We start from the raw sequence: 6184 nt of genomic DNA, 5'->3' as shown, positions 1-6184 counted from the left end.
TGCGCGCGCACGGTCTCATGACCATAGACCGGCCCGGTCAGCTCCGAGAGCGTGTGCCGCATCGGGATCAGCGGCTTCTGCGGCGAACGCTTCACGGTGGAGCGATAGTCCGGCGACAGCCGCGCCGGATGGGCCGCAAGCGATTGCAGCGGGTACAACAAGGTCATGGCGAATTCCTCCGCGGCCCACGCGCCCGGTGAGCTCACGTCAGATCATTATAATGCATAACCAATTTGGGGAAGGGCTGTTTTCAGCCCCTCCAAGCCATTGGCTTAATTAAGTTTTTCGATCGCGACCGCAACGCCCTGACCGACTCCGACGCACATAGTTGCCAAGGCAAGCTTCCCGCCCCGCTTCTCCATGCCGTGCACGGCGGTCAAGACCAGCCGCGCGCCGCTCATGCCGAGCGGGTGGCCGAGCGCGATCGCACCGCCATGCGGATTGACGAAATCGGCGTCTTCCTTGACGCCGAGCTGGCGCAGGCAGGCGATACCCTGCGAGGCGAAGGCCTCGTTGAGCTCGATCAGGTCGAAGTCCGACACCTTGATGCCGAGGCGTTCGACCAACTTCTTCGTTGCCGGCACCGGACCGATGCCCATGATGCGCGGCGGCACCGCGGCCGAGGCAAGGCCGAGGATTTTTGCGCGCGGCGTCAGGCCGTGCTTCTTCACCGCGGCTTCGGAAGCGAGGATCATCGCGGCGGCGCCGTCATTGACGCCGGACGCGTTGCCCGCGGTCACTGTGCCCGGATTGCGCACGATCGGCTTCAGCTTGGCGAGACCTTCGAGCGTGGTCTCCGGACGCGGATGCTCGTCCTTGTCGACGGTGATCGGGCCGGCCTTGCCGCCGGGCACTTGGATCGGAACGATCTCCTCGGCGAAATAGCCCGACGCAATCGCCGCGCCCGCACGCTGCTGCGAGCGGATCGCCATCGCATCCTGATCGGCGCGCGACACCTGGAATTCCTCAGCGACGTTCTCGCCGGTCTCTGGCATCGCATCGACGCCGTACTGCGCCTTCATCAGCGGATTGATGAAGCGCCAGCCGATTGTGGTGTCGTAGATCTCGGACGAACGCGAGAAGGCTTCCGCGGCCTTGCCCATCACGAACGGCGCGCGCGTCATCGATTCGACGCCGCCCGCGATCGCGAAATCGATCTCGCCGGCGCGGATGGCGCGGCCCGCAGCGCCGACTGCATCGAGGCCGGAGGCGCAGAGCCGGTTCAGGGTCTGGCCGGGAACCGACTCTGGCATGCCTGCGAGCAGCAGCGCCATGCGCGCAACGTTGCGGTTGTCTTCGCCGGCCTGGTTGGCGCAGCCGAAATAGACCTCGTCAACCTCGTTCCAATTGAGCGTCGGGTGCTTGGCCATCAGCGCCTTGATCGGGGCCGCCGCGAGATCGTCGGCGCGTACTTTGGCGAGCGAGCCGCCGAAACGGCCGATCGGGGTCCGGACGGCATCGCAAATGAACACATCACGCATTGAATCTCTCCCTGAATGCCGCGACTTAGGCGCTGGATCTGCTGGAACTTGAGATCGGTTTTAGGAGCGTGCCCGCGGCAGGTCAATTGATGCGGCTGCGCGCCCCGCACGCATTGCCGTGAGGGCTGACATAATTGGCGCGTGGACAGGGTGGAAAACCCCGACTTCGCGGATAGGACCGCGCGACGAAATTTTGTAGTTTCCGCCCCCTCATGACAGTCCAGCAGCCCATCCCCGTTCCGCCCGAGCCCGCTCCTGCCGCCGAGGCGCCGTCGCGCGTCACGCCGATGATGGAACAGTATCTGGAAATCAAGGCCGCCCATCCCGGCCTGCTGCTGTTCTACCGGATGGGCGACTTCTACGAACTGTTCTTCGAGGATGCGGAGATCGCCTCCCGGACGCTCGGCATCGTGCTGACCAAGCGCGGCAAGCATCAGGGCATGGACATCCCGATGTGCGGCGTTCCGGTCGAACGCTCCGAAGATTACCTGCATCGCCTGATCGGCGCCGGCCATCGTGTCGCGGTGTGCGAGCAGACGGAAAATCCCGCGGAGGCCAAAGCCCGCGGCAACAAGAGCGTGGTCCGCCGCGGCGTGGTGCGGCTGGTGACGCCGGGCACGCTGACCGAAGACACCCTGCTCGACGCCCGCACCAACAATTACTTGATCGCGATCGCGCGCGCCCGCGGCTCGGCCGGTGCGGATCGTCTTGGCCTTGCCTGGATCGACATTTCGACCTCCGAATTCATGGTGACGGAGTGTGCGACCGCGGAGCTCGCGGCGACGCTGGCGCGCATCAATCCGAACGAGGCCATCGTCACCGATGCGCTCTACAGCGACAGCGAGCTGGCGCCGACCTTGCGCGAACTGCCGTCGGTGACGCCGCTGACCCGCGACGTGTTCGACAGCGCCACCGCCGAGCGGCGACTCTGCGACTATTTCGCGGTCGCGACCATGGACGGCCTGTCAGCGATGTCGCGACTGGAGGCGACCGCCGCAGCCGCGGCCGTCACCTATATCGACCGCACCCAGGTCGGCAAACGTCCGCCGCTGTCGCCGCCGGCGCGCGAGGCCGCCGGCACCACGATGGCGATCGATCCGGCGACCCGCGCCAACCTCGAACTGACCCGCACGCTGGCCGGCGAGCGTCGCGGCTCGCTGCTCGATGCGATCGACTGCACCGTCACCGCGGCCGGCTCGCGCCTCCTGGCACAGCGCCTTGCCGCGCCGCTGACCGACGTTGCCGTGATCGCGCGGCGGCTCGATGCCGTCTCGGCCTTCGTCGCGGATTCCGCGGCGCGCGAGGACGTCAGGACCGTGCTGCGCGCGGCGCCCGACATGTCGCGCGCGCTGGCGCGGCTCTCGGTCGGCCGCGGCGGCCCGCGCGATCTCGCCAGCCTGCGCGACGGCATCCTCGCCGCCGACCAGGCGCTGGAGCTGCTGGCGCAGCTTTCCAATCCGCCGGCCGAGGTTTCGACCGTGATGGCGGCGCTACAGCGTCCCTCGCGCGATCTGGCGCAGGAATTCTCCCGCGCACTCTCCGAGCAGCTTCCGCTGATCAAGCGCGACGGCGGTTTCGTCCGCGAGGGTTATGAGGCCGCGCTCGACGAAAGCCGCAATTTGCGCGACGCCTCGCGCCTCGTCGTCGCCGCGATGCAGGCGCGTTATGCCGAGGATACCGGCATCAAGACGCTGAAGATCCGGCACAACAACGTGCTCGGCTATTTCGTCGAGGTCACCGCGCAGCACGGCGACAAGCTGTTCGCGCCGCCGCTGAATGCAACCTTCATCCATCGCCAGACGCTGGCCGGGCAGGTCCGCTTCACCACCGCAGAGCTCGGCGAGACCGAGGCCAAGATCGCCAATGCCGGCGAGCGCGCGCTCAATCTCGAGCTCGAGATCTTCGAACGCCTGAGCGCGATGGCGCTCGCGGCGAGCGATGATCTGCGCAACGCCGCGCATGCCTTTGCGATGCTCGACGTCGCGACGTCATTGGCCAAGCTTGCGATCGACGACAATTACGTGCGGCCCGATGTCGACGGCTCGCTCGGCTTTGCGATCGAGGGCGGACGGCATCCGGTGGTCGAGCAGGCACTGAAGCGCGACGGCCAGCCGTTTATCGCCAATGCCTGCGACCTGTCGCCGGCGCCGGGCCAGAAATCCGGTCAGCTCTGGCTGATCACCGGTCCGAACATGGCCGGCAAGTCGACCTTCCTGCGCCAGAATGCGCTGATCGCGCTCTTGGCACAGATCGGCTCTTACGTGCCGGCGTCGCGGGCGCGGCTCGGCATCGTCGACCGGCTGTTCTCGCGCGTCGGCGCCGCCGACGACCTGGCGCGCGGACGCTCGACCTTCATGGTCGAGATGGTCGAGACCGCGGTGATCCTGAATCAGGCGAGCGAGCGGTCGCTGGTGATCCTCGACGAGATCGGCCGCGGCACGGCAACGTTCGACGGGTTGTCGATCGCCTGGGCCGCGATCGAGCATCTGCATGAGAGCAACCGCTGCCGCACGCTGTTCGCGACGCATTATCACGAGTTGACCGCGCTCTCGGCGAAACTGCCGCGGATGTTCAACGCCACGGTGCGGGTCAAGGAGTGGCAGGGCGACGTCGTGTTCCTGCACGAGGTGCTGCCGGGCTCGGCCGATCGATCCTACGGCATCCAGGTCGCAAAACTCGCCGGCCTGCCGCCCGCGGTGATCACACGCGCCAAATCGGTGCTGGCCAAACTCGAGGCGCAAGATCGCGGCCAGACCGCGCGCGCTTTGGTCGACGACCTGCCGCTGTTCGCCGTCCCCTCCCGCGCCGCCAGCGAGGACAAGCCGCCGAGCGAGGCCGATCTGCTGGTCGAGGCGGTGAAGGCGCTGCACCCCGACGAAATGTCGCCGCGCGAGGCGCTGGATGCGCTGTATGCGTTGAGGGCAAAGCTGCCGAAGGGGTAGGTGCTGTCGTCATTCCGGGATGGTCCGAAGGACCAGACCCGGAATCTCGAGATTCCGGGTTCGATGCTTCGCATCGCCCCGGAATGACGGCGTCAACGTTTTACTTTCCTCCGCCCGATCTGCCACAGCACCAGATTCCAGACGATGCAGGTGGCGAGCGCGCAGCAAAGGCCGATTGGCGAGCCGAGTTGCAGCACCGCGACGTGCAGCACCGCAACCCCGAGGCCAAAGCCCATCAAGCCCCAGGCGCTGTTGGCGAGCACGGCGGCAGTTGCGGGGCCGCCGATGCGCGGATGCAGGATCAGCATCATCGAGGAGAATACGATCGGAAACAGCGCCATCACGCCGGTGACGCGCGGGCCGACCCAGCCTGACGCCGTGACCACGGTGCCGACCAGGCTTGCGACCAGCGCGGCGCGCAGCGGAATGTCGTACCAGCGCCGCGCGATCAGCGGCATTTTCGCGACGTGCCGATAGGGCCGGAGCAGCGGGATGCAGATCGCAAAGGTTATGGCGTTGACGATCAGCCCGGCGGCGAGCGACCACTCGAACTGGCGGATGATGGTGGCGAGCACCAGCCACACCGCGATCGCGCTGCCCGCGCTGATCCACATGCTGAAGCGCTGCGCCAGCACGGCGTAGGTCAGGCCCATATAGATCGTGGCGGCGTTGACCGGCAGGCTCGCCAGCGCCCCCTCGGCGATGAAGGCGGCGTCATGGTCGAGCGCGAGGAAGGTGTAGGACGGCCCGGCCGAGATCGGCAGGGTTGCGATCAGCGCGCCGATCACCGGTCCCGAACGCTCCGTGATGATGGACGCGCTGACCACGAATGCGGCCGCAACCGCCATGCGCAACACGAGGATCAGGACGAAGTGGAGTTCGGGGGACATTTGTTCCGTCGTCCCGGCGAAGGCCGGGGATCCATAACCACGGCTGTTCGTGAGGAGCGAAAGCCGTCGGGCAGCGGGGCTTGAATCGAGAAGACACGGCGTATGGGTCCCGGTTCCATGCGCAATCGCGCACTAGGCCGGGACGACACCGTTGAAAGCGGCTACACCCGCTGCATCGTGACCGAAACCTTCGGGCCGTTCTTGATGGTCTGATAGACCACGCAATAGCGCTCGGTGAGTTTCAGCAAGAGATCGAGCTTGTCCTGCGGCGCGTCGGTGCCGATCTCGAAGCGGAGGCGGATCTCGCGGAAGCCGACCGGGGTCTCCTTGTCGACGCCGAGCGTGCCGCGGAAATCGAGATCGCCCTCGGCGAAGACATTGCCGGGCTTCAGCGGCACGTCGATCGCGGTGGCGACCGATTTCAGCGTGACGCCGGCGCAGGCGACCAGCGCTTCCAGCAGCATGTCGCCGGAGCAAAGCTCGAGCCCGGAGCCGCCGGTAGCGGGGTGGAGGCCGGCGATCGCGAGCGCACGGCCAGTCTCGACCTTGCAGGCGATGCTCTCATTGTCGATCGATCCCTTGGCCTTCAGCGTGATCACGGCGGCCTGGGGGTCGGTCTTGTAGCGCTCCTTGATCGGAGCCTGCATTGCGCGGAGTTCGGCGGAGTCCATGGGTCTGCTCCCGGCTATTCTTCTTAAAGCGCGATGAGACTCAGGCTGAAATCGTCATCGCGCTTTAGATTCTTGTTTTAGCATGATCTTTTCGGAAAACCGCTTCACACTTTTCCGGATCATGCTCTAGGTGGTGTGGACACTTATCGCAGCCATAGGACGATGGCAGCGAGAGTGACGACGGCCCGGTAATTCCGGGC

4 protein-coding genes and 1 pseudogene are annotated in these 6184 nt (G+C 66.3%); 1 reads left to right on the top strand and 4 read right to left on the bottom strand.

The features are described 5' to 3' along the window. Together Q2M23_RS42975 and pcaF are read right to left on the bottom strand one after the other, a co-directional pair. Positions 1-167, bottom strand: a pseudogene (locus Q2M23_RS42975) (protocatechuate 3,4-dioxygenase subunit beta); the annotation flags it as partial. Between the two features lie 105 nt (positions 168-272). Beyond that, positions 273-1481, bottom strand: a complete 1209-nt coding sequence (gene pcaF / locus Q2M23_RS42970; protein ID WP_028337987.1) for a 3-oxoadipyl-CoA thiolase — start codon at positions 1479-1481, stop codon at positions 273-275. A gap of 212 nt (positions 1482-1693) precedes the next feature. Here pcaF and mutS point away from each other — a divergent pair, with 212 nt between their 5' ends. Then, positions 1694-4423 (top strand): DNA mismatch repair protein MutS, encoded by a 2730-nt coding sequence (gene mutS / locus Q2M23_RS42965; protein WP_253638115.1) that lies wholly within the window; start codon positions 1694-1696, stop codon positions 4421-4423. Between the two features lie 92 nt (positions 4424-4515). On the opposite strand, the gene Q2M23_RS42960 is transcribed toward mutS, so the two are convergent. Continuing rightward, positions 4516-5313, bottom strand: coding sequence for a hypothetical protein (locus Q2M23_RS42960; protein WP_229193477.1), 798 nt, complete (start codon positions 5311-5313; stop codon positions 4516-4518). Between the two features lie 161 nt (positions 5314-5474). Then, positions 5475-5984 (bottom strand): OsmC family protein, encoded by a 510-nt coding sequence (locus tag Q2M23_RS42955; protein ID WP_076824652.1) that lies wholly within the window; start codon positions 5982-5984, stop codon positions 5475-5477. Positions 5985-6184: the final 200 nt, after the last annotated feature.

Origin of the sequence: Bradyrhizobium sp. 33ap4 (genome assembly GCF_032654765.1) — a bacterium.
Classification (GTDB): Bacteria; Pseudomonadota; Alphaproteobacteria; order Rhizobiales; family Xanthobacteraceae; genus Bradyrhizobium; species Bradyrhizobium australafricanum.
This window is presented reverse-complemented; position numbering and strand designations above follow the sequence as displayed.

What these genes read in the sequence shown, in the direction of transcription:
- pcaF (WP_028337987.1), bottom strand. Translation starts at nt 1,481, where the DNA reads ATGCGTGATGTGTTCATTTGCGATGCCGTCCGGACCCCGATCGGCCGT.
- mutS (WP_253638115.1), top strand. Translation starts at nt 1,694, where the DNA reads ATGACAGTCCAGCAGCCCATCCCCGTTCCGCCCGAGCCCGCTCCTGCC.
- Q2M23_RS42960 (WP_229193477.1), bottom strand. Translation starts at nt 5,313, where the DNA reads ATGTCCCCCGAACTCCACTTCGTCCTGATCCTCGTGTTGCGCATGGCG.
- Q2M23_RS42955 (WP_076824652.1), bottom strand. Translation starts at nt 5,984, where the DNA reads ATGGACTCCGCCGAACTCCGCGCAATGCAGGCTCCGATCAAGGAGCGC.